The 24,103-nt window shown below is 56.7% G+C and carries 22 protein-coding genes; 7 read left to right on the forward strand and 15 right to left on the reverse strand.

Annotated features, from left to right (window positions below):
* Positions 1 to 50: 50 nt before the first annotated feature.
* From rbfA to V7665_RS06960, 10 genes are all read right to left on the reverse strand, one after another.
* A complete protein-coding gene (gene rbfA, locus V7665_RS06915) occupies positions 51 to 452 on the reverse strand; it encodes a 30S ribosome-binding factor RbfA (protein ID WP_335663803.1) in 402 nt (133 codons plus the stop codon).
* 114 nt (positions 453 to 566) lie between these two features.
* The gene (infB, locus tag V7665_RS06920; RefSeq protein ID WP_335663804.1) at positions 567 to 3,134 is read right to left on the reverse strand and encodes a translation initiation factor IF-2; all 2,568 of its coding nucleotides are present in this window, start codon (positions 3,132 to 3,134) and stop codon (positions 567 to 569) included.
* Positions 3,135 to 3,198: 64 nt separating this feature from the next.
* A complete protein-coding gene (locus V7665_RS06925) occupies positions 3,199 to 3,882 on the reverse strand; it encodes a DUF448 domain-containing protein (RefSeq protein WP_335663805.1) in 684 nt (227 codons plus the stop codon).
* Entirely contained in the window at positions 3,863 to 5,491 is a 1,629-nt protein-coding gene (nusA, locus tag V7665_RS06930; protein ID WP_335663806.1) for a transcription termination factor NusA, read from the reverse strand. Before nusA ends, V7665_RS06925 begins: the two co-directional genes overlap by 20 nt.
* Before the next feature lie 2 nt (positions 5,492 to 5,493).
* On the reverse strand, positions 5,494 to 6,051 hold the full coding sequence (gene rimP, locus V7665_RS06935; protein WP_335663807.1) for a ribosome maturation protein RimP: 558 nt from the start codon (positions 6,049 to 6,051) through the stop codon (positions 5,494 to 5,496).
* A 126-nt stretch (positions 6,052 to 6,177) separates the two neighbouring features.
* On the reverse strand, positions 6,178 to 7,152 hold the full coding sequence (locus V7665_RS06940; protein ID WP_335663808.1) for a calcium/sodium antiporter: 975 nt from the start codon (positions 7,150 to 7,152) through the stop codon (positions 6,178 to 6,180).
* Between the two features lie 90 nt (positions 7,153 to 7,242).
* Positions 7,243 to 8,460: an argininosuccinate synthase gene (locus V7665_RS06945; RefSeq protein WP_335663809.1), complete on the reverse strand. Its 1,218-nt coding sequence runs from the start codon at positions 8,458 to 8,460 to the stop codon at positions 7,243 to 7,245.
* Positions 8,461 to 8,568: 108 nt separating this feature from the next.
* Entirely contained in the window at positions 8,569 to 9,819 is a 1,251-nt protein-coding gene (locus V7665_RS06950; protein ID WP_335663810.1) for a cyclopropane-fatty-acyl-phospholipid synthase family protein, read from the reverse strand.
* Positions 9,820 to 9,857: 38 nt separating this feature from the next.
* Positions 9,858 to 10,616, reverse strand: coding sequence for a molybdopterin-dependent oxidoreductase (locus V7665_RS06955; protein WP_335663811.1), 759 nt, complete (start codon positions 10,614 to 10,616; stop codon positions 9,858 to 9,860).
* On the reverse strand, positions 10,613 to 11,425 hold the full coding sequence (locus V7665_RS06960) for a cytochrome b/b6 domain-containing protein (RefSeq protein WP_335663812.1): 813 nt from the start codon (positions 11,423 to 11,425) through the stop codon (positions 10,613 to 10,615). The genes V7665_RS06955 and V7665_RS06960 overlap by 4 nt, the downstream gene beginning before the upstream one ends.
* Before the next feature lie 227 nt (positions 11,426 to 11,652).
* Here V7665_RS06960 and V7665_RS06965 point away from each other — a divergent pair, with 227 nt between their 5' ends.
* Both V7665_RS06965 and V7665_RS06970 read left to right on the forward strand, forming a co-directional pair.
* A complete protein-coding gene (locus tag V7665_RS06965; protein ID WP_335663813.1) occupies positions 11,653 to 12,192 on the forward strand; it encodes an outer membrane protein in 540 nt (179 codons plus the stop codon).
* A gap of 120 nt (positions 12,193 to 12,312) precedes the next feature.
* Positions 12,313 to 12,702, forward strand: a complete 390-nt coding sequence (locus tag V7665_RS06970; protein ID WP_335663814.1) for a RidA family protein — start codon at positions 12,313 to 12,315, stop codon at positions 12,700 to 12,702.
* Here the strand turns inward: V7665_RS06970 and rlmN are convergent.
* Genes rlmN through V7665_RS06985 form a run of 3 tightly spaced genes read right to left on the reverse strand, consistent with a single transcriptional unit; the run spans position 12,699 to position 15,114 of the window.
* Complete coding sequence (gene rlmN / locus V7665_RS06975) at positions 12,699 to 13,997, reverse strand: 23S rRNA (adenine(2503)-C(2))-methyltransferase RlmN (RefSeq protein ID WP_442955189.1); 1,299 nt, start codon at positions 13,995 to 13,997, stop codon at positions 12,699 to 12,701. The two genes, V7665_RS06970 and rlmN, sit on opposite strands and share 4 nt — an antisense overlap.
* A complete protein-coding gene (locus V7665_RS06980) occupies positions 13,979 to 14,473 on the reverse strand; it encodes a hypothetical protein (RefSeq protein ID WP_335663815.1) in 495 nt (164 codons plus the stop codon). Before V7665_RS06980 ends, rlmN begins: the two co-directional genes overlap by 19 nt.
* Entirely contained in the window at positions 14,470 to 15,114 is a 645-nt protein-coding gene (locus tag V7665_RS06985; RefSeq protein ID WP_335663816.1) for a histidine phosphatase family protein, read from the reverse strand. The genes V7665_RS06980 and V7665_RS06985 overlap by 4 nt, the downstream gene beginning before the upstream one ends.
* A gap of 230 nt (positions 15,115 to 15,344) precedes the next feature.
* Between V7665_RS06985 and dnaN the strand changes: the two genes are divergently transcribed.
* The 4 genes from dnaN to V7665_RS07005 all read left to right on the forward strand — a co-directional run bounded on the left by dnaN (position 15,345) and on the right by V7665_RS07005 (position 19,986).
* Positions 15,345 to 16,460, forward strand: a complete 1,116-nt coding sequence (gene dnaN, locus V7665_RS06990; RefSeq protein ID WP_335663817.1) for a DNA polymerase III subunit beta — start codon at positions 15,345 to 15,347, stop codon at positions 16,458 to 16,460.
* A 6-nt stretch (positions 16,461 to 16,466) separates the two neighbouring features.
* Entirely contained in the window at positions 16,467 to 16,949 is a 483-nt protein-coding gene (locus V7665_RS06995; RefSeq protein WP_335663818.1) for a hypothetical protein, read from the forward strand.
* A 411-nt stretch (positions 16,950 to 17,360) separates the two neighbouring features.
* Positions 17,361 to 17,807, forward strand: a complete 447-nt coding sequence (locus V7665_RS07000) for a hypothetical protein (protein ID WP_335663819.1) — start codon at positions 17,361 to 17,363, stop codon at positions 17,805 to 17,807.
* A gap of 97 nt (positions 17,808 to 17,904) precedes the next feature.
* Positions 17,905 to 19,986, forward strand: a complete 2,082-nt coding sequence (locus tag V7665_RS07005) for a TonB-dependent receptor plug domain-containing protein (RefSeq protein WP_335663820.1) — start codon at positions 17,905 to 17,907, stop codon at positions 19,984 to 19,986.
* A 45-nt stretch (positions 19,987 to 20,031) separates the two neighbouring features.
* Here the strand turns inward: V7665_RS07005 and V7665_RS07010 are convergent, their stop codons facing one another.
* Entirely contained in the window at positions 20,032 to 21,774 is a 1,743-nt protein-coding gene (locus tag V7665_RS07010; RefSeq protein ID WP_335663821.1) for an N-acyl-D-amino-acid deacylase family protein, read from the reverse strand.
* A gap of 78 nt (positions 21,775 to 21,852) precedes the next feature.
* Here V7665_RS07010 and V7665_RS07015 point away from each other — a divergent pair, with 78 nt between their 5' ends.
* Positions 21,853 to 22,743, forward strand: coding sequence for an alpha/beta fold hydrolase (locus V7665_RS07015; RefSeq protein ID WP_335663822.1), 891 nt, complete (start codon positions 21,853 to 21,855; stop codon positions 22,741 to 22,743).
* On the opposite strand, the gene V7665_RS07020 is transcribed toward V7665_RS07015, so the two are convergent.
* Entirely contained in the window at positions 22,740 to 24,047 is a 1,308-nt protein-coding gene (locus V7665_RS07020; protein ID WP_335663823.1) for an FAD-dependent oxidoreductase, read from the reverse strand. The genes V7665_RS07015 and V7665_RS07020 overlap by 4 nt on opposite strands.
* Positions 24,048 to 24,103: the final 56 nt, after the last annotated feature.

Here is a 24,103-nt window from a genome sequence, read left to right on the forward strand (position 1 = left end):
ATCTCTGGAGGTCCTGAAACAAGTTCAGGATGACGACAAGAGGTAATCGCTTAGTCCGTGTCGCCCAAATCCTGCGCAACCTTGGGATTGTTGAGCAGGCTTTCGATATGCTCCGCCGTATCGAAACTCTCATCCGCGAGGAATTTCAACTTGGCGGCATATTTCATCTGCACCCGCTTCGCGACTTCCTTCTGGAAGAAAGCAGTGTTGGTCCGCAGCGCCTTGAGCACGTCCGCTTCATTCGCGCCAAGCAACGGCTTCACGAACACCGTCGCATGACGCAGATCGGGCGACATGCGCACTTCGGTGACGCTGACGCTATGCGAAGTGAGCACCACATCATGGACCTCGCCGCGCATCAGCAGTTCCGACAAGATATGCCGGAGCTGTTCGCCGACGCGTAGCAAGCGGACCGAGCGGCCTTCTGGGGATGTATCGTTATATTTCGCCACTATAATTAAGCCTCAATCTCGTCATGCTGAACTTGGTTCAGCATCCAGAGCGACAAGCACAAACTGTGTGCCTATCCGCTCTGAACCCGGATCAAGCCCGGGATGACGATTATATCAGAGTATCCGCTCTTTCTCCGTAACCTGGAAGACCTCGAGCATATCGCCTGCCTTGATATCGTTGGTATCTTCCAGAACCGCACCACATTCCATTCCGGCCCGGACCTCCTCGACATCGTCCTTGAACCGCCGCAGCGACGCGATGGTCGTTGCGCTGACGATGACATCGTCGCGGGTAAGACGAGCGAACAAGCCTTTGCGCAAGACACCTTCGGTAACCAGCAAGCCGGCTGCCTTGTCTTTCTTGCCCGACTTGAACACGTCCTTGACTTCCGCACGGCCGACGACATTTTCGATCTTCTCTGGGCCGAGTTCACCAGCCATTTCGGCGCGGATATCGTCGGTCAGATCATAGATGATGTCGAAATATTTGAAGCGGACACCATCACGTTTGGCGATTTCCCGCGCCTTGGCATTGGGACGCACGTTGAAACCGATGATCGGCGCCTTGCTGGCTCCGGCCAGAGTCACGTCCGATTCCGTGATCGCGCCGACACCGCTGTGCAAGATACGCACCTTGATATCGTCGTTCGAAATCTTGTTCAGTGCCTGGACGATGGCTTCGGTGGAACCCTGGACATCGGCCTTGACCAGTACCGGGAATTCCACAGCACTATTGGCTGCGGCAGAGAACATATTCTCCAGACTGGTTGGAGCCTGCGTCGTGCGTTTCAGCTTCTGCTGTTCTGCACGATAGGCAGCCACTTCCCGCGCACGACCTTCATTCTCGACCACGGTCAGCTTGTCACCAGCGGAAGGAACGCCGGAGATGCCCAGCACTTCAACCGGCATGGACGGACCAGCCTCCTTGACCTGCTTGCCCTTGTCATCGATCATCGCCCGGACCTTGCCGGTCTGAGAACCGACAACGAAGACATCGCCGCGTTTCAATGTGCCGCGTTCGATCAACACGGTTGCAACCGGACCACGGCCAATATCGAGCTTCGCTTCGACGACCGCGCCTTCGGCAGGACGATCGGGACGCGCTTTGAGTTCCAGCAATTCGGCCTGGACGTGGATCTTGTCCATCAAATCGTCGAGTCCGATTTTCTTCAGCGCCGAAACTTCGGCATCGAGAACGTCACCCGACATTTCTTCCACAATCACTTCATGCTCAAGCAGGCGGGTGCGGACCGTTGTCGGGTCAGCGCCTTCCTTGTCGATCTTGTTGATCGCGACAATCATTGGCACGCCTGCCGCCTTGGTGTGATTGATCGCTTCAATCGTCTGCGGCATCAGGCCATCATCGGCAGCCACGACCAATATCACGATATCGGTGACATTTGCGCCGCGCATCCGCATTTCGGTAAAGGCTTCGTGACCCGGTGTATCGAGGAACGTAACCTTGTCGCCATTTTTCATCGTCACCTGATAGGCACCGATATGCTGGGTGATACCACCCGCTTCTCCGGCAACCACATCGGTTCCGCGCAGGGCGTCGAGCAGCGACGTCTTGCCGTGATCGACATGGCCCATGATGGTGACAACCGGTGGGCGCGGTTTCAGCGTTTCCTCGGGATCGACATCGGCCTGGGTATTGATTTCAACATCCGCCTCGGAAACACGCTGGATATTGTGGCCGAATTCCTCGACCAGCAATTCTGCGGTATCCTGATCAATCGTCTGGTTGACGGTGACCATCAAGCCCATGTTGAACAGCGATTTGACGAGTTGAGCACCCTTTTCGCCCATGCGCTTGGCCAGTTCCTGTACGGTAATGGCCTCCGGCACGATGACGGAACGGATCTGCTTTTCACGCGGTTCGCTTGGCCGCCCGGACCGCTGGGACCGCTTTTCTTTTTCGCGCGCGCGTTTCAGCGCTGCCAGCGAGCGTGCCCGCGCCGCGCCATCTTCGCCGCGCAGTGCCCGGTTGACGGTGAGCTTGCCCGATTGACGACGATCGTTGCGATCTTCGCGGCCGACTTTCTGCTTTTCTTTTTCCGGCTTTGGCCGTTTCGGCGCTTCCACTGGCGTAAATTTGCGCGCTGGCGGACGAGCAGCGCCCGCGGCGGCAGGTGTTTCTGATGTAGTGGCTTCAACAGCAACAGGCGCATCAGCGGCAGCATCGGGAGAAACATCGGCAGCAGCGTTTTCAGCAACGGCAATATCATCTTTCGCCTTGCTCGCCTGGTCTTCTTCGGCCTTGAGCTTGTCTTCAGCCCGTTTTTTCTCGTCTGCGGTCTGCTCTTTCTTTTCGCGCGTGTCGCGCTTGCGGGCTTCCTGCATCGCATCAAGGCGCGACTCTTCTGCCTCACGCAGCAGTTTCGCCTGCAATTCCTGACGAGTCAGACCATCATCCGCTCTTGGCGCAACTGGCTGCTTCTTCGGAGCAGGTTTTGCAGCCGGTGCCGGTGCAGGAGTTGGCGCAGCTGCTTCCTTGACGACTTCCTTCACCGCTTCCACGGCGCCAGGCTTGCCAACGAGCTTTTTGCGTTTGACTTCGACCACAACCTTGTTGGTGCGTCCGTGGCTGAACGTCTGTTTGACTTCGCCAGGTTCAACCGAACGCTTCAACCCAAGGGGTTTGCGTGCAGGTTTTGGCGTATCTTTTTTATCTTCACTCATCGAACAGACTTAATCCTTAAAATAGTAATTACTGCAATATATTATCCAGCTATTCTCAACCGGATCACACAACTTTCTTTTCGGCATCATCATCAACTTTATCAGAACCGATAAAGTGAAGCCATCGCTTCAGGCTGTGCGAAATCCGCCCCGCTGCGCGCTTGTCGGTTATACCGATATGCACCACATTCTGGCGGCCCAATGCCACAGAAAGCCCCTGCCGGTCCACCGGCAATATCAGACCACGAATATTTTGGCCTTCCCGGTCACTTCCAACCCGCCACGCCTGATCCAGTTTGGCGCATCCGTCGCGTCCGGCGTCGGACGCGTGGAGGAGCATATTTAGATCACCTTGCCGCGCGGCCGTTTCGATCTTTTCCGAGCCCGTAAGCAAAGTTCCGCCCCGTGCCTCCAGACCCAATCGGTCAAGAGTCGAGCGTTCGAGCGCTGATTCAAGCTGATCCGGAAGATTGTCCGGAATATCGAACTGGCCAGTTTTGAACGTTCTTGCCAGTGCGCCTTTCAACTGCCCTTTTGCCTGGGCTGCTTCCAGCGCGGCACGATCAACGCCAATCCAGGCGCCCCTGCCCGGTGCTTTCGCACGCACATCAGGAGCGATCTGCCCATCGGGGCCCATGGCAAGACGCATCAATTGCTCCTGGGGAAGGCTTTCCCCAGTCAAAATGCATTTACGATATGGCGCGTGATCTAGAGGTTTAGACCGCGTCTCATTGGGGGGATTCCGCATCTGCGTCCTCCCCGGTTTCTTCGGTCGCTACCGCTGCTGGCTCGTCTTCATCTTCGAACCAGTGCGCACGCGCGGCCATGATGATTTCGTTGCCCTGCTCTTCGGTCAGGCTATATTTGGCCAACACACCATCAGGTTCGGGCTTGCGATTGTCATTGCGACGGCGCGGCTCCGATTTCCGTTTCAGAACGAGTTCGTCAGTCGCGAGATCGGCAACATCATCCAGTGTCTTGAGGCCTGCTTCACCCAGCGTCACCAGCATGGCTTCGGTCAGGTGCGGCAATTCAGCAATGGCATCCTCGACGCCCAGCTCCCTGCGTTTTTCACGCGCAGCCGCTTCGCGCCGTTCCAGCGCCTCAAGGGCACGGTTCTGCAGTTCGGCTGCCAGCTCTTCGTCAAAGCCTTCGATGCTCGAAATTTCTTCCGGTGCGACATAGGCAACTTCTTCCAGCTCGCTGAAGCCTTCGGCCACCAGCAACTGCGACAATGTTTCATCAACGTCCAGATCTTCCTGGAACATCTCGGTCCGCGCGGCAAATTCGGCTTGCCGTTTTTCGCTCGAATCCGCTTCGGTCATGATATCAATGGCAAGGCCGGTCAGTTGCGACGCCAACCGGACATTCTGGCCGCGACGACCAATGGCAAGGCTGAGCTGATCATCGGGAACGACGACTTCGATCCGGCCTTCTTCCTCGTCGATAACCACACGGCTGACCGTAGCTGGCTGCAACGCGTTGACCACAAAGGTCGCAATATCTTCCGACCAGGGAATGATGTCGATTTTTTCGCCCTGCATTTCCTGCACGACGGCCTGAACCCGGCTACCCTTCATGCCGACGCACGCGCCGACCGGATCAATCGAGCTATCGTGGCTGATCACGCCGATCTTGGCGCGGGATCCCGGATCGCGGGCAGCGGCCTTGATTTCGATAATACCGTCATAAATTTCCGGCACTTCCTGTGCGAACAAATGCCGCATGAAATCAGGATGGGCGCGAGACAGGAAAATCTGCGGTCCGCGGTTTTCGCGGCGCACATCGAGAATCAGTGAACGGACGCGATCACCAACCCGGGCGGCTTCGCGCGGAATTTGCTGGTCGCGGCGAATTACGCCTTCTGCGCGACCAAGATCAACGACGACATGGCCAAATTCGACCGATTTCACCACGCCGGTGATGATCTCTCCAGCACGGTCCTTGAATTCTTCAAATTGCCGCTCGCGTTCGGCATCACGGACCTTCTGGAAAATCACCTGCTTTGCCGATTGCGCATCAATGCGGCCGAGATCGACTTCGGGCAACGGATCGACGATGAAGTCGCCAACCTTGGCGCCCGGTTCCAGCTTTTCGGCTTGCTTGATATCGACCTGTTTGAAATAATCCTCGACTTCATCAACCACTTCAACAACCCGCCACAGGCGCAAGTCGCCCGTTTTGACGTCGAACTTTGCGCGAATGTCATTCTCTGCACCATAGCGCGCGCGGGCGGCCTTCTGGATCGCTTCCTCCAGCGCTTCGATCACAATCGACTTGTCGATCATTTTTTCCGTCGCAACGGCGGTCGCGATAGCAAGCAACTCGGCTTTGTTGGCTGAAATAGCACTGCCCATGATTAGTCTTCCTGTTCTTCTAAAGTCTGTTCTTCGATCTCGTCCGCACCGAGTGTTGAAACCGGAACGGTTGCAGCAATCAGGGCGTCTGTCAGAATCAATTTCGCACTATGGACATTCGTAAGGGGCGTCTCCTGACTTCCCGTCTCGCGATCGTCAATCTTTATTATGTCGTCTGCAATGCCCAGCAGCAGGCCGCGCAGCTGTTTCTTGCCTGCTACCGCTTCTGTCAGGTTGATCCGCGCTTCCTGCCCGGCCCAGTTTTCAAAATCTTTTGCGCGGGTCAGCGGGCGATCAATACCCGGAGAGCTGATTTCCAGACGATAGGCATGATCAATCGGATCGCGACCTTCTTCTTCCAGGACATCAAATTTTGCCGAAATACGGCGGGACAAAGCCGCACAATCATCGATACCCAGCTGTCCGGTTTCCGGGCGCTCGGCCATGATCTGCAGCGTTGGTTCTTCCGAACCGGACACGAACTGCACCCGCACCAAATCAAAGCCCAAGGCATCTGCCTCCGGCTTAATCAGGTTGATAAGTGTAGCTATATCGGTCAATCCAAGTCCTTCAGTCTGGACACAATGAGAATTCGCTACCGGCCCCGTGGCGCCAGCCCCTCAAAATCTCACAATGTCGGGATGACTGCTATCTAGGGACAGATTCTTGATATTGCAACGCCTGATTCAAACGGCGACGATATTATAGACCAGCATGACAAGATAGATCACGAGCAATATCCCGCCTTCCCAGCGGGTTATCTTGCGTCCGGTTGCGGCAAATATCAGCAGCAACACCGAAGCCGCGATCAGGGCCGGCAATCCGAAATTTGTAATTTCGCCGGGAATCGTGCCGGGCGCTATGACCGCGGTGACGCCGCCGATCAGCAGCAGATTGAAGATATTGGAGCCCAGCACGTTACCCAGTGCGACCGCGCTTGCCCCTTTATAGGCAGCGACCACAGATGTTACGAGTTCCGGCAACGAGGTGCCTATGGCAATGACCGTCAAGCCGATCACGGCTTCGCTCATGCCGACCAGACGCGCGAGATCAACCGCCCCTTCAACCAGCCAGCGCCCACCCAATACGATCAGGACGATCCCGACAATCAACACCAATATCGATCGCCAGAGCGGTTGCACGTCATGCAAATGCGTATCTGACATTTCCAGTGCCTCGGCTTTTTCATGCAAGGCACTGGCCCCGACCGGCTGTGTCCGTTCCGCCCAATAAGCGTATGCCAAATAGCCAATGAGCAAGGCAATGAAGGCAATGCCGATCGCAACCGTTATCCCGGTCGTGCTAGCGACCAGCCACAAAACAACCGTCACAGCCAATGCCAACCCGCCATCTCGCCACAATGGTCCTCTTGGCACCACCATCGGCAGGATCAGGGAGGCGGTGCCCAAAATGAGCAAGCTGTTCGCAAGGTTGGAACCGACGACATTTCCCCAGGCAATGCCCGGTGATCCCGCCAGCGCCGCTTCGACACTGGCCACGAGTTCCGGAGCGGACGTGCCAAAGCCAACGATGGTCAGACCGATCAAAAGCTCGGACATTCCGGCCCGTTCCGCCACGCGCACAGCGCCACGCACCAGCAGTTCGCCGCCGACGATAAGGACAACAAAGCCTGCGAGCAGCAAAAGCAGCGGGATCAGCACGAAATAGTCTCCGCAGTTGAAGCGGAGAGACTAAGACGCGGCTTTTCAATGCCTTCGCAGCGGAGCAACCGTTGCCAAGATCGGCTGAGCCTAGCCATTGCGCTTCCCGAGCAACTTCAACCTGAGTGCATTGAGCTTGATGAAACCCTCGGCATCCTTCTGGTCATAGGCACCGGCGTCATCTTCAAATGTCACCACTTTTTCACTGTACAGGCTGTCGAGCGACTTGCGTCCGACGACGCTCACCGATCCCTTGTAGAGTTTCAGACGTACCGTGCCGTTGACGCGGGCCTGACTGAGGTCGATCGCTGCCTGCAGCATTTCGCGCTCGGGCGAGAACCAGAAACCATTATAGACCAGTTCCGCGTAACGCGGTGCCAGTTCATCCTTCAGATGCGCTGCACCGCGATCCAGCGTCAGCTGTTCGATGCCCCGGTGGGCGGCATGGTAGATGGTACCGCCAGGCGTTTCATACATGCCGCGCGATTTCATGCCGATATAGCGGTTCTCGACCAGATCGAGCCGGCCAATGCCATGCTCGCGGCCATAATCGTTGAGCTTTTCCAGCAGAGTCGCGGGGCTCATGCCCTCGCCATTGATCGCGACGCCGTCGCCACGCTCGAAATCGATCGTGATATATTCCGGCGTGTCGGGCGCATCTTCAGGATTGTTGGTCCGCGAATAGACATAATCCGGCACTTCTTCCCACGGATCTTCGAGCACTTTGCCTTCCGAGGAGGTGTGCAGCATGTTGGCGTCACAGGAAAATGGCGATTCTCCGCGCTTGTCCTTCGGAATCGGAATTTGATGTTTCTCGGCAAATTCGATCAGCCGGGTGCGACTGGTCAGATCCCATTCCCGCCATGGTGCGATTACTTTCACATCGGGATCGAGGCCATAATAGCCCAGTTCGAAGCGAATCTGGTCATTGCCCTTGCCGGTCGCGCCATGCGCCACAGCGTCCGCTCCGACCAGCTTGGCAATTTCGATCTGGCGCTTGGAAATCAGCGGCCGAGCGATCGAAGTGCCGAGCAGATACAGGCCCTCATATAGCGCATTGGCGCGCATCATCGGAAAAACGAAATCCTTGACGAATTCTTCGCGCAGATCGTCGATGAAAATATGTTCCGGCTTCACGCCCAGCGTTTCCGCTACCCGTCGCGCAGGACCCAATTCTTCGCCCTGCCCCAGATCGGCGGTGAAGGTCACCACTTCGCACTGATATTCCTGCTGCAGCCATTTCAGGATCACGCTGGTATCAAGGCCGCCGGAAAAGGCCAAAACCACACGCTTTACGGAATCGCTCATTTTATCGTCTTTCAAAGAATTGAGGGCCGCGCCTAACAGGCTCCAATTTTCCGCGCAATATGATATATGGGCGACAAGCGCAGAGCCAGTTGGCGCGCCAGATGACAATTACGCTGTCATATTCTTCTCGGCCTCGCCAATATAATCCCGCGTTAATGGCAAAGCGTGGCGGTTGCGGCTGAACTGGATCTGGTAATTGCACATGCCGCCATTTTCAAAAGCTGCGGTCGCGCCGGCCAGATAGAAGGTCCACATCCGGTAGAAACGCTCGTCATAGAGCGCGATGATTTTTTCGCGGTTGTGTACCGTCCGTTTGTACCATTCGCGCAGGGTGAAGGCATAATGCAGCCGCAGGGTTTCGACATCGGTTGCGATCAGGCGAAATTGCTCGCTCGCCGCCAATGTTTCGCTGAGCGCCGGTATATAGCCGCCGGGAAAAATATATTTGCGGGTGAAGGCATCGGTGGTCCCAGGCCCGCCCATCCGGCCAATTGTGTGCAGCAGCATCACTCCGTCGTCGGTCATCAGATTGGCACAGCAGCGGAAAAAGGTTTTGAATTGCGGCGTGCCGACATGCTCGAACATGCCGACCGATACGATCCTGTCGAATTTCCCAGCCTCGCGCTGTGCAAGGTCCCGATAGTCGATCAGCTCGAATTTTACCTTGTCGGCCACGCCCGCTTTCTCGGCCCGTTCCCGCGCCCTTTTGAGCTGCTCCTCGCTGAGCGTGATACCGAGAACCTCGACGCCGGTCAGGCGGTGCAGATAAAGCGCCATGCCGCCCCAGCCGCAGCCGATGTCAAGCACCCGCTGCCCCGGCTTCAGATCCAGTTTCGCGGCTATATGCGCCTTTTTGTCGGCCTGCGCCTGCTCCAGCGTCATGTCCGGGCCGTGCTGGTCAAAATCCCAATAGGCACAGCTATATTGCAGATCATCGTCGAGAAACAGATCGTAAAGGTCATTGCCGATATCATAATGATGCGCGACGTTGCTTTTTGATCGACCGAGAAAATTGATCCGGTCCAGGCTGCCCGCCGCATGATCGCGGAATTTCTTGAAGATCCCCGGCTCCTTCAACCTGCCGCCCCGTTCAAACGGCCGGTTGGCGCGCAAAAGCTGCACCAGTTCCATGATATCGCCCTGCTCGACGATCAGCCGGCCATCCATGAATGTCTCGGCTGCACCGAGACGCGGATCAAGCAATATCTGCCGAATCACCCCTTTGTCGGCGAGCCGGATACCGATATCGGGATAGCCATCTGTGGGTGTCCCGAAGCTCTCGGTCGACCCATCGGCGTGGGTGACCCGGATCGAACCTTTTTCAATCACGCTTTGCAGAAATCTGCCCAGTATCGACATATATTCACTCCATTCCGGGGCACCACAGTCCCGTTGATTCAGATACCCGCATACCATTCATAATTGGCGACATCCTGCCAATAGCCACCTTTGCCTTCACCGATTCCGGCCAGCGACGCAACAGCTTGTATTCCGGTTATATATTTGGCGTGCTTATAGCCCAATTGACGCTCGACCCTCAGCCGTAACGGCGCTCCGTTTGCAACCGGCAAGGCGGCTCCGTTCAACCGATGGGCCAATATCGTTTGCGGATGAAAGCCGTCCAGCAGATCGATACTTTCATAATAGGGCCGCCCGCCCAGCCTGTCGGCGCAGTGAAAAACCAGAAACCGGGCGCTGTCTTGCAGGCGGGCGATATCGAGCAGGATTTTCAGCGGCACTCCGGTCCATTGCCCGATCGCGCTCCAGCCCTCGACGCAGTCATGGCGGGTGATCTGGGTGCGCTGTGGCAGGGATTGCAGGGCGGCCAGACTGAATATCTGTGGCTTTTCGAACAGTCCGGTCAGCCGCAACTGCCAATTGGCAAAACCCTGCGCCGCGCTGGCGGCATATTCCGGCGTATCCGGATCACGGCTGCCATTGGCCCGAAAGGTCGGCGACAGATCGGCAATGCCATATTCGCTGGCCAGCTCCATCCGGTCGCCCAGAGCGCGCTGGACGGCAAAATTCGCGGTTTCCGCGCTGGCCAGCATATCCTGAAAGGCCGGATTGCGATTGAGGGCATCGCAACCGGTCAGCAGACCGCCAGCACCGATCGCGGCGCTGGTGATCAATTTCCGCCGGGTAAGAATCGTCATCTTCTGGCCCCCTTGCGCTGCCCGCCGGTGATCATTGCCATGGTTTGCCGCAGCGGTCCGGACAGCAGGACCATCACCATATGAATCAGGAAAAATAGTGCCAGCAGAAAAGCGGTCAAAAAATGCACCGACCGGGCCGACTGGCGACCGCCGAACAGGTCGGTCAGCAACGGCCAATTGGCGTCCATCGCCGGGGACATGGCAAGGCCTGTGCATATCATCAGCGGCAGCAGAATGAAAATCACCCCGATATAACTCAATTTCTGGATCACATTATATGGCTTGTCCGACGATTGCCGGATCGCCGAAATCCTGGTGTGATCGCGAAACGATCGCCAGACATGCGATGGTCGCCACTCTTCCCCGCGCATGTGCAAATCTTTCTGGATATGCCGGTTCCAGAGCGATCGGACCATGAACAGCGTCAGACCCAGGCTGAATATCCAGGCAAAGAAAAAATGCCAGCGCCGGCCGTCGGCCAGGCTGTAGTGCGAAGGAATGGTTGCCCAGCCCGGAAAGGCCCATTTCTGGGTTCTGCCTTGACTGTCCTGCCAGTTTCCCAGAAAACCGGTCGTTTCGATGCGCATTTCCCCCAGACGCAAATAACCGACCCGGTCCGACGAACCGACCGCCATCCAGGCATGATCATCATTTGCACCAAATTCGCCCCAATAGAGCCGGGGATGGGCGTTGAAAATGGTCAGACCACTCATCAGCAATAGCAGCAGGCACAGCGCATTGATCCAGTGCCAGAGCCGGGTGGTCAGGCGATGGCGAGGTTGCTGGGAAATATTGACATCCTTTGACATGGTTGCACTCTAACCGCTGATTCGACGTTGCCAAGCCTGTCGTTACAACCGCCGGCTGTTGTATATTCACAACACAGCAAAACAGAATGATGTTTGTTACAAATTTAATGCGATCATGCAGTTGTCATTCATATTTGAAAACTTATGTGCGTAGCCGACCACGAAAGAAGAATTTACTTATTAAAAAATAAGTGGTCGTTTAATCGTAAAATCAAGGAACAAAATAAATGAAAAATGTAACAATAGCAGCTGCTATTGCAGCATTTGTGCTTGCATCCCCCGCAATGGCGCAAGAAACCGGTGACTTTTCTGGCGTGAAAGCTACAGCAATAGCTGGATATGACAATATTGATGTTGGTATAACCGGCGTCGATAATGTCGAAGGATTTCTTTATGGCGGCACTCTCGGCTATGACATCCAGTCGGGCAATGTCGTCTATGGTGCCGAACTGGAAGCAACGGAATCGACCGGAAAAATTTCCACCACAGGTGGTCGTATCGAAGCCGGCCGTGATCTCTACGCCGGTGGCCGTCTTGGCTATGTCCTCGGCGGCTCCACCCTGCTCTACGCAAAGGCAGGCTACACCAATGCACGCGTTTCCTACCCCGGAATCGGTGGCGAAAATGGCGACGGCATTCGCGTCGGTGCCGGTATCGAGTATAAGCTCAGCGAAAATATGTTTGCCCGTGGCGAATATCGCTACAGCAACTACGAAGCTGGTGTTTCCCGCAACCAGGGTCTCATAAGTCTCGGCATGAAATTCTAATCCTTGCGGATTGGATCGACACAGAGAGGGCGGGTAGCAATATCCGCCCTTTTTTTATGGCTTTCAAAACCTGGCAACATTCTTCAGAACATCAATATATGATTTGAAGGATGGGATATTATGAGCACTTACAAACAGGCCATCAAACTGCATCCTGATCCGCTTGCTCCCTATGCGATATCACCGGGATGGCAGGTCGGCGATCTGCTTTTTCTTTCCGGCCAGGCCGCGATCGACGAACAGGGCGAGATCGTCGGCGCCGCCGATTTCGATGCGCAATTGCGTCAGGTTTTCATCAATATCGACCGGGTGCTGCACGCAGCGGGCAGCAGCAGGGACCAGATCGTCAAGGTCACCATCTATCTGACCGATATGCAAAATTTCCCGAAGATTGTGCAAGCGCGCAAAGATTATTTCACACCGCCCTATCCCGCAGACACGACAGTTGAGGTCAAGGCGCTGGCCTTGCCGGATCTGATGGTCGAAATTGACGTGATTGCGGTCGTCTAGCCCAGAGCTGCCTGTTTCTCTTCGGCCAGACGGTCCAGCTCGGCCCGGCTTTTCTTTTCACTTGCCGATTTCAACTGGCCGCAAGCCGCCATGATATCGCGGCCTCTCGGAGTCCGGATCGGCGCGCTGATGCCGGCATCGAAAATGATCTTCGAGAAGGCCTTGATCCGTTCGGGGCTTGAACATTCATAATCCGAACCGGGCCAGGGATTGAACGGGATCAGATTGACCTTGGCCGGCAAATCATAATTGCGCAGCAGGTTCACCAGTTCGCGGGCATCCTGATCGCTGTCATTCTTATCCTTCAGCATCACATATTCAAAGGTGATCCGCCGGGCGTTATTGGCGCCCGGATAATCGGCACAGGCTTGCAGCAGTTCCTCGATCGAATATTTGCGGTTGAGCGGGACGATCTCGTCCCGGGTTTCCTTGTTCACCGCGTGCAGGGAAATCGCGAGATTGACGTTGATCTCGGCCCCGGCCCGGGCGATCATCGGCACAACACCGCTAGTCGACAGGGTGATCCGGCGGCGGGAGAGCGCAAGCCCATCGCCATCCATCACGATCTTCATCGCATCGCGGACATTCTCGAAATTATAGAGCGGCTCACCCATGCCCATCAATACGATGTTGGTCAGCAGCCGACCGTCCGACTTATAGGCCTGATTATATTCCTTGGTATTTTCCGCTTCTTCGTCATCGACAAAGTCCATCACGCCTTTCGGCCATTCGCCGAGCGCATCGCGCGCCAGCATGACCTGACCGACAATCTCGCCGGGGGTCAGATTGCGCACCAGCCGCATCGTTCCGGTATGGCAGAAACGGCAATTGAGCGTGCAACCAACCTGGCTGGAAATACATAATGTGCCGCGGTCCTCATCGGGGATGAACACCATTTCATAGTCCTGGCTATCCGCCGAGCGCAGCAACCATTTGCGGGTGCCGTCCTCTGACAGATGTGCTTCGACAATCTCGGGCCGTCCGACGACAAACCGCTCGGCCAGCCATGGGCGCAGCGTCTTGCCCAGATCGGTCATCTGGTCAAAATCGGTGACACCGCGGTGATATATCCAGTGGAACAGCTGCTTGGACCGCAATTTGGCCTGTTTTTCGTCGAGCCCCGCGTCATTCATCAGGCCGCGAATCTGCACCGGGCTCAGGCCAATGACATCAACGCGGCCATCGGCACGCGGGGTGACCTTGGCGGGCAAGGGAACGGGATCGATATGGCCGGGAATCTGCATGGAGCGCATATAGTGACTGTCCGCAGGAAAATCTACCGCAACCGCGAACATCCCAAAGATGCTGCATCAATCGCCGTCGCCGCGCCCCGCAACCGATAGGCGTCAACGATCGGCTTGCCGTCGCGTCCGACACTTTCCACGGTCATGCTGGTTGCCGAACGGATTGCGGCAATGATGGCGGCATCCATGCGCTTGTCCTGCGACCAGCCATCCGAGCGGCTGGCGGTCAGCTGGAACCGGCGGCCAGCGATACTGACCATCAGCCTGCTATTGGTCGACCGGTCGCGGCTCAACCGGACGTGAAATTGCCGCCGGATGGAGCGATTGGGCCAGAAACCGACGGTGGCAAAGGATTTGCGCTGCGCCTTGCCGGTAATTTCCTCCGACTCCGCAATCGCATAGCAGCGCGGGATTTCAGCATCGCGAAACGCCCCCCAGCTATTGAATATGCCGAGCGAATCCTTCGCGATCACCGGGACCGAAATCACGGATATTGCGAGTCCGAAGAGGATATAGTGCTTTTTCAAGCCTTCTCCCCTTCCCCTCCGCCGAGGTGAATGATCTGCTCGACGCCGTCGCAAATCTGGACGATCGAACCCTGCGGCAAGCCTTCTGCGATCGGCGCCTCAAAGCGCGGATGCGGGTCGAGACCGGTGAGCAGCCCGCGCAAAACCCGGCTGGTCATGCCGTGGCTGATCAAAACCGCATCACGGGCAAATAGCTGTTCGCCCAGCCAATGTTCGAGCCGCTTGGCGATAGCGCGATAATCTTCGCCACCAGGCGCGACGGTCACAAACAGCCGTTCCGCCTCGTCGATTTCCAGCTTGCCGGCCAGATCGCGATACCAGGCACCGCCCCATTCCCCCATGTCGATTTCGCGCAGCCGCGCATCGCTGCGCGCCTGATGCCAGTCGGCGCCGACATGTTCGGCGACCACCGACAGCGTTTGCAGCGCCCGGTCGGTGTCGGAAGCGATCAGATCCAGCTCCGGCTGCTCGGTTGCCAGATGACGCGCCAGCGCCCGGCCCATTTCATCGGCCTGGGCAAATCCGGTCCGGGTCAGCGGCGTATGCACATGATCACCCTGAATCCGGCCGGCCAGATTGAAGATCGTCTCGCCATGCCGCGCAATATACAGGCGTTTTCCCTTGGTATCGATGCCGCTCATATTAACCCTGTCCTGTCTCGAAATGGCAAAATCCATCCCGTGCAACTGCGGCTTTAGCCGCCTTGTTGCTTTTTTCCACAGTTTTTCACGGCATTATCGGACATGCACCCCCGATCGGGCTTGCCCTGCGGCGCTTTATTGTTAATGAAGCCAAGGACTATCCGTGAACCCGTGCGGAGTGCTTCCGCACATCTATTTTCACGGTCGATTGGGAACAAGAAGGACGGTTTATGAAAGCGACCATTGAACGCGCGGCATTGCTAAAGAGCCTGGGCCATGTCCAGTCCGTGGTTGAGCGGCGCAACACCATCCCCATTCTCTCCAACGTGCTGATCGAAGCCAGCGCCGACGGCAGCATCAAGCTGATGGCAACCGATCTTGATCTGCAGGTTGTCGAAACCGTCCAGGCCCAGGTCGAGACCGCCGGGTCGACCACCGTGTCGGCGCACACATTGTTCGATATCGCCCGCAAGTTGCCGGACGGATCGCAAGTGCAGCTCGATGCCGCCGATGGCAAGATGAAGGTCAACGCCGGTCGCGCCCGCTTCAATCTGCAGACGCTGCCGCGCGACGACTTTCCGGTCATTGCCGAAGGCGAATTGCCGACCAGTTTTGAATTGCCCGCTACCTCGTTGATCCAGATCATCGACAAGACGCGCTTTGCCATCTCGACCGAAGAAACCCGCTATTATCTCAACGGCATTTTCCTGCACGTGCAGGATGAGGAAACGCCGGTACTCAAGGCCGCTGCCACCGACGGCCACCGTCTGGCCCGCGTGACCCTGCCGCGCCCTGACGGCGCCGAAGGCATGCCCGACGTGATCGTCCCGCGCAAATGCATCAACGAGCTGCGCAAATTGCTCGACGAGAATAGCGAATCCTCGGTGCAGATTGATCTGTCCGCCAGCAAGATCCGCTTCACGCTCGGCACCGCGATCCTGACCAGCAAATTGATCGACGGCACCTTCCCCGATTACACCCGGGTCATTCCAACCGGCAATGACAAGCTGCTCAAGATCGACGCCAAAAGCTTTGCCCAGGGCGTCGACCGTGTTTCGACCATCGCCACCGAAAAAACCCGGGCCGTCAAAATGGCGCTCGGCGATGACAAGATCACCCTCTCCGTCACCTCGCCCGAAAATGGCAAGGCCGAAGAGGAAGTGCCCGGTTCCTACAAGGACGAAACCTTCGAAATCGGTTTCAACTCGAAATATCTGATGGATATTCTCGGCGAGATCGAAGGCGACACCGTCGAACTGCACCTGGCCGATGCCAGCGCACCGACGCTGATCCGCGAGAATGACAAGTCAACGGCGCTCTACGTGCTGATGCCAATGCGGGTTTGATCTTCATTGAAGGAAACTGAAATTGACATATTTTCAATCCGGCTGCCAGCATGCGTTGAAAGCGTCAAAGATAAGCACAACACGCTGACCATATTGATTCAGGAAACAACCGGTTTGGGTCCCGAAGAAGAGCAAATATTTTCAGGCGCGAGTATCGGAACCGCCCGGGAAATCATCCCCTCTTCGTCAGACCGTCTGCTAAAAATCTATTGGGAAGATTATGTCGGTTACTCCGTACTGAATGAGAGTTACGCGAACGTGGAAGAAGTAAATCAGAATCCTGAGCGCAAATATAAGTTTGCTGTGGAATTGTTATCGAGCGGCTGGTTCACGGAGTATATGAAGCAAGCTGTTTTTGCTGACAATGAATATCCAGGACCATTGAAATATTGGGAAGTCATTGGAAACAATCACGTTGTGCATATTTGGTCTCACATAGAGCCAACAGTGCGGCTCATGAAACCAACTGATTCAGTTACAACTCACTAGCCCCTCCCCCTTAAGGGAGAGGGTTGTGCAGACTTAATGAGCATAACTAATTTAGTCGGAGCTGGGTGAGGGTTAATCTCGCTATCGACCACAGAAAACCCTCATCCAACTGCGGCTGATCTTGCAGACAAGCCTTCATATTCTTCTCCCTCACGGGAGAATGTTTGTCACTCCAGCGAAGGCTGGAGCCTAAACCAATATTGCTGTCTCTTGCGAATTCTCGCCAAGAACAAAATTAGTGTTCCGACACCTGATTGGGTTGGACCCCAGCCTTCGCTGGGGTGACGGAAAATTACTCCGCTGCCATCGGACCTAACTGACTTGAGGCGATATTTTCGACTTCTCGCTTCCGACACGGTTGAGAAAGCTAGCAATTACCCCCACCGCTCAATATAGCGCTTCGCATAAACAATGACTCGGCACCTCTCCCTTTCCCGGTTCCTGAAAACCTACCCGGCGATCCATGCCTTCGCCTTGCTCGCGCTGATCATCAGCGCACTCGCGCCGCAAGGCTTCATGCCGACCCAGACCGCCAGCGGCTTCGCGATCAAACTCTGTTCCGGCCATGCCAATAATCTGCTGACCATAGCGCCGGATGATCCGGATTATGCTTTGCTCAAGCTGGTCTATGGCGGCAAGCAGGACGACACGCACGAACCGGCATCCAAACAGGACACGTCAGCCTGCGCCTTTGCCTTTGGTTCCGCCTTCGGTCCCGCTGCCGAGGCTCCCGTGCTGTCGCTGACGGCACTACAGCCTGCCACGCACGAACCCTCCGAACCGCGCCGCTTTGCGCTGCGCAACCGGATCAATATCCCGCCAGCAACCGGGCCGCCGCTAATGTCCCAAAACATCTGAAATAGCGCGCGGTCTTCGCCTTGATTGGTGAAGAATCGCACCATTTGTATTTTTGCGGCCCTCCCACGCGGTGGGACATGGCCGTTTGGGATTTATCATGAACAGAAGAATATTGACTGTCTTTACGGCGAACATCGCCCTTGCCTCGCCTGCTTTTGCCGAAGCCGACCCGCTCACCGATATCATTGTCACCGGTCAGCGCGACACCGTGACCACCGACGAGATTGAAAGCGACAAGGAAATTGTCTCCACTCCCGACGCAGCGTCGCTTGTTGCGCGGGCACCCGGCGCCGCCCTGATCGACAATGGCGGCCTGTCCGGCCAGGTCCAGTATCGCGGCCTGTTTGGTGACCGGATATTGGTCCGGGTCAATGGGCAGCGCTTTTCATCGGGAGGTCCCAATCTGATGGACCCGCCGCTGCATTATGCGCCGATGGCTCTGGTCGACCGGATCGAAATCGACCGCGGCATCAGCCCGGTCCGCACGGGTCCCGGCCTTGGCGGCGGCGTGAATGCCATATTGAAGGAAGCGCAATTTTCCGAAGGCGCTGCACTGCAACCGAAGGCTGATTTGACCGCCGGCTATCGCAGCGGCGACAACAGCTATCTGATGGGAGGGCTGGTCAGCCTGTCCAGCGAGCGGGTCAAACTGGGGATGATCGCGTCCTACGAAAAAGGCGATGATCTACAATATCCCGGCGGGACCATCGCGTCATCCAGATTCGAGCGGATGAATTATGGCGCCCATGCCGGCTTGAAAATCGGCGACGGCAGCCTGACCCTGTCCTACCGCCGTCAGGAAACCGACCCGACCGGCAACCCGCCTTTCCCGATGGATATCCAATATTTCAACACCGACTTCCTGTCCCTCGCCTATGAAGGCAAGCTCAGCGAAAATCTCTATCTCGAAGTGGAAGCGGGCCATGTCGCAGTTCGGCATCTGATGGACAATTTTTCGCTGCGGCAAGCACCGGCCAATCCGATGGATCGGCGCGCAACTTTTGCCGACGCGGACACCAATACCGCTGCCACGGCGCTCCGCATTGGCACGCCGGATCGGCATGTTCGGTTGGGCGCAGATGTGGAAGTGATGGACAAGGATGTGCGGATCACCAATCCAGCAAATGCCGCCTTTTTCCTGACCTCGCTCAACAATATTGCGGGTAGCCGGATCGGTGGCTTCGTCGAGAGTCGCATTGCAATTGGACCAATTGAGGCCGAAATCGGCGCCCGGCTTGATCATCATCAGATGTCGGCAGGATCGCCATTTTTGGGTAGCGCGGTTCCGATGGGTCCGCGCATTCTCGCCGCTGCTTTCGCTGCGTCTGATCGCAGCTGGTCCGATGACACGATTGATCTCGCGGCACGCTTCTGGAGCGATATGGGCAGTTTCAAACCCCGCCTGTCGCTGGCGTATAAAACCCGGGTCGCCAATGCCATCGAGCGCTTCTCCTGGTTGCCGACCGGTGCCAGTGGCGGTCTTGCTGACGGCAACATCTATGTCGGTAATTTGAATCTGCGCAATGAAAAGGCATGGATTGCCGAGATTGGTTTCGACTATCAGGACAGCCGTTTTTACGCACGACCAACGCTATTCTATCGTCGCGTCGATGATTTCATTCAGGGCGTGCCCTTCGATGATAGCCCGGGTATCATCAATAGTCCGGTGGAAATGGTCGCCAATATGAACGGCGATCCGACACCGTTGCGCTTTGCCAATGTCGACGCGGAGATTTACGGGGCTGACCTGGATTTCGGCTGGCATATCAGCGGGCCGCTCCATCTGGATGGCACCGCCAGCTATGTCCGGGCAAAGCGCCGCGATATTGATGACAATCTCTACCGCATCGCTCCGCCAAATGCGCGTGTTGCCTTGAGCTGGCAGGAACAAACCTGGCATCTGGGCGCGGAATTGCAGGTCTTTGCGGCTCAGAACAAAGTCTCTGCGACCAATGACGAACAGCCGAGCAATGGTTATTTGCTGGCGGGACTATTCGGTCATGTCGAACTGACACCAGGCCTCACGCTCGACGCCAGTGTCGAAAATCTGTTCGACAGAAATTATACCGAACATCTCGCTGGCTATAATCGGGTCAGCGGTTCGGACGTGGCAACCGGCGCACGCCTGCCGGGCGCAAGCAGAAGTGCCTTTGTCCGGCTACGCTGGACCGGACTCTAGTTCAATAAATTGATCTTGGGGCGCAGCCGGGAAACCGGCTGCGCTTTATTCCGCCGCTTCGAGCATCTCGACCATTTGCGGACCACGGATCAGGCCGCCGGGACGCTTGTCGGTGACAACACCGCCCTTGAACGTCACCTGCCCCGACTTGATCGTATAATCATAGCCATCGGCTTTTTGCAGCAGGCGCTTGCCACCCGCTGGCAGATCGAATGCAAGCCATGGCTTGCCAAGCTTGATCCGGTCCATGTCGATCACATTGACGTCGGCTAGATAGCCGGGTTTGAGCAGACCGCGATCATTCAGGCCATAGAGCCGAGACGTATCCAGACACTGCCGCTTGATCGCATGCTCCAGCTTGATCGTACCGCGCGAACGGTTCTTCACCCAATGTTCGAGCATGAAGGTCGGGCTCGCCGCATCGCAGATCGTACCGCAATGGGCGCCGCCGTCGGACAGGCTGTTCACCGTATCGTCGGACTGCTGCAAGGCCTCGAGAAAATCGAGATTGCCGTCCATATAGTTCAGCAAGGGCAGATAGATAAAGCCCTTGCCGTCATCCGCCATCATCAGATCATAGGCATATTCAGCGCCAGACTTGCCGGCGGCGGCTGCGCGCGCGGCAATGCTCTCGTCGGCTTGCGGCTCATAGTTAAAATCTTCGTCCATTTCGAACTGCATCGGCCAACCCTGCGTGATCACCATGAACACCGGCATCATGTCGACCTGTTCCGGCGGGGTGCTGGCCTCGCTGAGCAACTGCGCCTTGAACGCCGGATCCTTCAGCCTGGCATATTTTTCATCCCAGCTCAGATCTTCCATCGCCATCCAGCTCGGGTGACGGACAAACGGGTTCACCGTGCCCTGCCAGGCCATGACAATGCCGTTTCCGCGCAACGCGATCTGCGCGACGATATTGGCGCCATTGTCATTTTCTGCGCGCATATTGGCGATCTGCTCATCGAGCGACTGGTCCTTGGCAATCGATTGCAGCGCGGCGAAGGTTACCGGCATGCCGGTTTCGCGGCTGAGGTCGCCCATCCAGCCAAATTCGTCCCATTCCTTGTTGAGATCGCTGGCCATTTCAAACACGCCATAGCCGACCCGGCCCATGGCGCGGCCAATACCGATCAGTTCTTCCTTGGTCGCGGTGGTACCCGGAACAAGCTCGCCATCGATGCTGCGGTGCAGGATCGTGCGCGATGTCGAGAAGCCGAGCGCACCGGCTTTCAGCCCGTCCTCGACAATTTTCGACATCTGATCGATTTCATCCTGCGTCGGCACCGCGCCGGGCTTTTCCCGGTCACCCAGCACATAGGCGCGTACCGCGCCGTGCGGCACATGGGTTGCGACATCGACGGTGCGCGGCATTCTTTCCAGCTCGTCGAGATATTCGGGAAAAGTCTCCCAGTTCCAGCTCATACCCTCGGCCAGCGCAGTGCCAGGAATATCCTCGACACCTTCCATCAGATTGATCAGCCACTCATGACGATCGGGGCGAGCTGGCGCGAAACCGACACCGCAATTACCCATCACCACTGTGGTAATGCCATGCCATGACGACGGCGCCATTTCATCATCCCAGGTCGCCTGTCCGTCATAATGGGTGTGCACATCGACAAAGCCCGGAGTCACAAATTTGCCGGTTGCATCAATCTCTTCGCGGCCCTGCGCCGCGACCGTCCCGACAAGAGAAACGCGATCGCCATCGATCGCCACATCGGCAACAAAAGGCTTGCCGCCTGTGCCATCTACAACAGTCCCGCCACGAATTACCAGATCATGCATCGATTCTCTCCTGTACATTTTAGGACTGCTTAACAGATTTAACTGGATGGTTAAAGACCGCTGATGCTAAGAAAAATTATGACCGATTCATACTCATGGAACCCGGCACCGGCGAGCGGCATCGCCATGCAATGGGTCGAAGCCAATGGCCAGACATTCGAGGTGGCAACCGCCGGTGAAGGCAAGAAACTTGCCCTGTGTCTGCATGGCTTTCCCGAACTCAATTATTCCTGGCGTCACCAGATTCCGCTGCTCGTCGAAATGGGCTATAAAGTGTGGGCGCCCAATTTGCGCGGCTATGGCGGCTCCAGCAAGCCGGAGGGCGTGGATAATTATCGACTGAACATATTGGTGCAGGACGTCGCCGCGCTGATCGATGCCAGCGGCGCGGAAGAAGTCACATTGATCGCGCATGACTGGGGCGCGATCATCGCCTGGCATTTCGCCATCCTTAAAATCCGGCCGCTGACCCGGCTGGTGATCATGAACGTACCCCATCCCAAATGCGCCCAGCGCGAATTGAAACACTGGCATCAGCTGAAGAAAAGCTGGTATATTTTCTTCTTCCAGCTGCCGCGCATACCAGAATGGCTATTCGGATTGAACGGCGCCGAACGGATCAAACAGGCCTTCTCCAAAATGGCGGTCGACAAAAGCCGCTTCCCCGATAGCGAATTGCAAATCTATGCCGACGCCGCCAGCCGCCCGGGCGCGCTGCGATCGATGATCAACTATTACCGCGCCCTGGTGCGCACCAAGGATGCGCGGGAGATCGGTGATGCGATGGTGCATATTCCGACATTGATGATCTGGGGAGAGGAAGATACCGCCATCGACATCCGCTGCACCGACGGCACCGGAGAATGGGTTCCCGATCTCGAACTGCACCGCCTGCCTGGCGTCTCACACTGGGTGCAACAGGAAACCCCGGAAAAGGTAAACGCGATTTTGCGGGAGTGGCTGGGCTAGGCTTTCCGCGCCGCAATCATGTCCGCGATATCGGTGAATTTTTCGCGCGGCGAGCCTGCCCTTGCGCGGGAGATTTCGGCTTCCTCGATTTTCTTCCAGTCGCGGAAGGTGACCGTTTCTACGCCGCGCTTGACGAGCAGCGAGTCGAGGCCCTGGCGACCGGTTTTGCGGCTATTCTCGCCAATATCCTCGGCGATCATTTCCACGACCCCAAAGCCGTCGGGCTTGTTGGTGCCAATGGTTCCTGACGGCCCGCGCTTCGCCCAGCCGACGCAATAGAGACCGGGCAATATCCGTCCATCGCTATTGGGAAAACGGCCGCGACCATGTTCATAAGGCACGCCTTCGATTGGCGGGGTGCGATAGCCAATACAGCTTATCACCATCTGGCAGTCCAGTTCATAACGTTCACCGGTGGCGATCGATCGCAGGTCCTTGTCCAGTTCGGTTTTTTCAACGATCAGCCTCTCGACCCTGCCATCGCCCTGAATCTCGACCGGCATGGCAAAAAAGTCGAAAGCGATCTCGATCGGTTTATGCTGCGCATCGGCTGCCAAAATCTGGAAATTGCGCAAATGGGTAACTGATTTGCGCATGCCCGGCTCAAGCATGGCATCATCGCCGATATCCGGAAAATCATCCGCTTCGACAACCGGTCTGGCCCGCTCCAGATGACCCAGTTCGCCCAGTTCCTTGGGCGTCATCGCAATCTGATGCGGCCCACGCCGTCCCAGAAACGTGATCCTCTCGACCCTGCTGTGTTTCAGCCCTTCCAGCGCATGGCCGACGATATCGCTGCCGACCAATTCATTTTCGGTCTTGGCCAAAATCCGGGCGACATCGAGCGCGACATTGCCATTGCCGATAATTGCCACCGACCGGGCATCGAGCGGCGGATCAAGATCCTTGAAATCGGGATGGCCATTATACCAGCCGACAAAGGCCGCGCTGCCGATCACCCCGGGCAGATCGCTACCGGGAATGTCCAGCGCCCGGTCAAGCGGTGCGCCGGTTGCCAAAATCACGGCGTCATATAATTGCTGCAATTCGGCGACGCTGACATCTTCGCCAACGGTGACATTGCCGACGAAGCGGACATTGTCGCCGGTATTGGTTTTTTCATAGCGCCGTGACACCGCCTTGATCGATTGATGGTCGGGGGCCACACCGGTACGGATCAGGCCAAAGGGAACCGGCAAGCGATCAAGTATATCCACACAGACATCTTCGCCGAACTTCTTTTGCGCCGCTTCCGCCGAATAATAGCCGGCAGGTCCCGATCCGACGATCGCAATATGACGCATAGTCCTGCCTTCCCGATTAGCTGGCCCGATTAGCTCAAGCTCATGCTAACGCCATA

The organism is Parasphingorhabdus sp. (assembly GCF_036964675.1).
Taxonomy (GTDB): domain Bacteria; phylum Pseudomonadota; class Alphaproteobacteria; order Sphingomonadales; family Sphingomonadaceae; genus Parasphingorhabdus.

Excerpts from the sequence above, each read along its gene's own strand:
- V7665_RS06960 (WP_335663812.1), bottom strand. The coding sequence starts at position 11,425 with ATGTCAAAGGATGTCAATATTTCCCAGCAACCTCGCCATCGCCTGACC.
- nusA (WP_335663806.1), bottom strand. The coding sequence starts at position 5,491 with ATGGGCAGTGCTATTTCAGCCAACAAAGCCGAGTTGCTTGCTATCGCG.
- V7665_RS06985 (WP_335663816.1), bottom strand. The coding sequence starts at position 15,114 with ATGAGCGGCATCGATACCAAGGGAAAACGCCTGTATATTGCGCGGCAT.
- infB (WP_335663804.1), bottom strand. The coding sequence starts at position 3,134 with ATGAGTGAAGATAAAAAAGATACGCCAAAACCTGCACGCAAACCCCTT.
- V7665_RS06950 (WP_335663810.1), bottom strand. The coding sequence starts at position 9,819 with ATGTCGATACTGGGCAGATTTCTGCAAAGCGTGATTGAAAAAGGTTCG.
- V7665_RS06970 (WP_335663814.1), top strand. The coding sequence starts at position 12,313 with ATGAGCACTTACAAACAGGCCATCAAACTGCATCCTGATCCGCTTGCT.
- V7665_RS07005 (WP_335663820.1), top strand. The coding sequence starts at position 17,905 with ATGAACAGAAGAATATTGACTGTCTTTACGGCGAACATCGCCCTTGCC.
- V7665_RS06965 (WP_335663813.1), top strand. The coding sequence starts at position 11,653 with ATGAAAAATGTAACAATAGCAGCTGCTATTGCAGCATTTGTGCTTGCA.
- V7665_RS07000 (WP_335663819.1), top strand. The coding sequence starts at position 17,361 with ATGACTCGGCACCTCTCCCTTTCCCGGTTCCTGAAAACCTACCCGGCG.
- V7665_RS06945 (WP_335663809.1), bottom strand. The coding sequence starts at position 8,460 with ATGAGCGATTCCGTAAAGCGTGTGGTTTTGGCCTTTTCCGGCGGCCTT.
- V7665_RS07020 (WP_335663823.1), bottom strand. The coding sequence starts at position 24,047 with ATGCGTCATATTGCGATCGTCGGATCGGGACCTGCCGGCTATTATTCG.
- dnaN (WP_335663817.1), top strand. The coding sequence starts at position 15,345 with ATGAAAGCGACCATTGAACGCGCGGCATTGCTAAAGAGCCTGGGCCAT.
- rlmN (WP_442955189.1), bottom strand. The coding sequence starts at position 13,997 with ATGTTCGCGGTTGCGGTAGATTTTCCTGCGGACAGTCACTATATGCGC.
- V7665_RS06925 (WP_335663805.1), bottom strand. The coding sequence starts at position 3,882 with ATGCGGAATCCCCCCAATGAGACGCGGTCTAAACCTCTAGATCACGCG.
- V7665_RS07015 (WP_335663822.1), top strand. The coding sequence starts at position 21,853 with ATGACCGATTCATACTCATGGAACCCGGCACCGGCGAGCGGCATCGCC.
- V7665_RS07010 (WP_335663821.1), bottom strand. The coding sequence starts at position 21,774 with ATGCATGATCTGGTAATTCGTGGCGGGACTGTTGTAGATGGCACAGGC.
- V7665_RS06955 (WP_335663811.1), bottom strand. The coding sequence starts at position 10,616 with ATGACGATTCTTACCCGGCGGAAATTGATCACCAGCGCCGCGATCGGT.